We start from the raw sequence: 1791 nt of genomic DNA, 5'->3' as shown, positions 1-1791 counted from the left end.
TGTTGAGAATAACTTTTTGAGTCCTGATGATAGAGACGCAAGAGACAAAGCGCTCGAAGATCAAAAGGCAGGAAAGAACCTTAAAGAAGCCTCTCAAAATATTATTTATCTGACAGATAAAGATAATTACACCGATAAATTACTTTATGGTTACGGTCAAGGCACACTAGATAAAGCGGGTGAAGCCGCATTGAGTGAATACCTTGATGCATATGCGACACAGTTGCAGCTAAGAGGGATGAGTGAAGCGGATGCTTTTAAAGCTGTAGAACAAATACTGAAATATCCAAGTAGTGCAACACCTGATTTGTCTGCTGAATACAATAAAGCTTTAGGGCAACTCAGCACTGAAGAAAGACATGCATGGCAAGCGATGATTGGCACAGATGCGTTATTAGCTGGACCAGGACGAGCCAGCCAATTAATGCGATTAGCACTAATTTCAGGCGGTTCTTATCAAACTGGAACAGGCCTTGCCCAAATCGCAGATGGCAAAACAGCTGACGGTCTAATCAATGTTGGTCTTGGTGGACTGGCTGTATCAGGCGGCTACCTAGGAAATAAAGTTACTACAGGTAAGCCAAATGGTGGGATTGTTTCGCCTGAAAGTAATGTATGGCAGGGCACTGTGTTAGTAAATGAAAAGTCTACATCTACTTTACCTGCTATACGTGAAGGGAAAATTATCTATGAAACATTGGCAAAACCAGATGCGAACGAGTTGAGAGCAGGAAATGCTTTTTCTAAGCTTGGGTACGACATCAAATATAAAGAAACAGCCTCTGATTTAGGGATTAAAAATAAACCGACTCAAGATTTATGGGTTTATGGTGTAGGCAAAGTTGATGTTTACACACCGAATCCTAAAACAATGACAGAAAAATCAATATTAAGAATGATAGAGGCTAAAAATAAACAAACAAATTCAATAATAATCCAAGTAGATTTACCAGCTAAAGAAATGAATAGTATTGTTGCTAGAACATGGAACAAACCTGGAGCTAACAATATTAATAGCTTATTTTTTCAGGATTCGAAAGGAAATATGGTTCGATATGATAGACCTAATAAAGGAGATAAATGATGTCTAAGTTTGCTTGCCGGTGTGGCTATGTAATGAGCTTATCAAATGAAGATAACGATTATCAATATTCCTTCGTAGCTGAAAAAACTATAAATGAAATCATCTGGATATTGGAAACCAATAATAATCTAATAGAGAGTGATAATTTTTTGTCAAAAATAGATTCCAAAAGAATTCAAGCACTGTACTGTCCTAGCTGCAAACGAATTTGGCTAGAAAATGATGATGGATCTTATAACTCTTATTACAAAGAAATAGATTAAATAGATCCCAGCCCCACACTGGGATCTCCTTAGTCGCCTCAATCCCCCTCAGCCAGCCGGATGATCAACTGTCCGGCTTGGCGAATGAGGGTAAAGTGGCTTCCCACCGTAAACCCCATCTCTTTCAGCTACTTACCACTTAAAGTGAGTTGTGGGCTGGGGTTAGGTTTACCGAGGTTAGGGGCGTAGCCCACTGTATATTGTCTGGTTTTGACCCCTTCTTCTTTAGTCACCCATCCAAATATTGCAAGCCTATCGTGTTATTTCCCTTTCTTTTTTTGTTCAAAAACACCGAACAAACCACCGACAAATACGATTCGAAGCAAAAAGGCGGTAGCTTGTCGGGTAGCATTGGCACAGGGTAGTCGGCGAGTTAGGTAAGCAGATTACGGATATTGCGGTGACGGATGCAACCATAAAAGCCACGAAGGATGTAGATAGAGA

Annotated in this window: 2 protein-coding genes; both read left to right on the top strand. The window is 39.9% G+C overall.

Going from position 1 to position 1791, the window contains the following annotated elements:
- The coding region (locus tag PR808_RS20605; RefSeq protein WP_272539995.1) for a hypothetical protein at positions 1 to 1084 on the top strand (1084 nt) is incomplete at its 5' end.
- Entirely contained in the window at positions 1084 to 1347 is a 264-nt protein-coding gene (locus PR808_RS20600; RefSeq protein ID WP_272539994.1) for a hypothetical protein, read from the top strand. The genes PR808_RS20605 and PR808_RS20600, both read left to right, overlap by 1 nt.
- Positions 1348 to 1791 lie beyond the last annotated feature (444 nt).

The sequence above is a fragment of the Providencia sp. PROV197 genome (assembly GCF_028479625.1).
In the GTDB taxonomy this organism is placed as follows: domain Bacteria; phylum Pseudomonadota; class Gammaproteobacteria; order Enterobacterales; family Enterobacteriaceae; genus Providencia; species Providencia vermicola.
The sequence above is the reverse complement of the archived record's forward strand: the minus strand, read 5'-3'. Positions and strand labels throughout refer to the sequence as shown.

Bases quoted from the DNA above. Each gene is read 5' to 3' on its own strand.
- PR808_RS20600 (WP_272539994.1), top strand. From the start codon at position 1,084: ATGTCTAAGTTTGCTTGCCGGTGTGGCTATGTAATGAGCTTATCAAAT.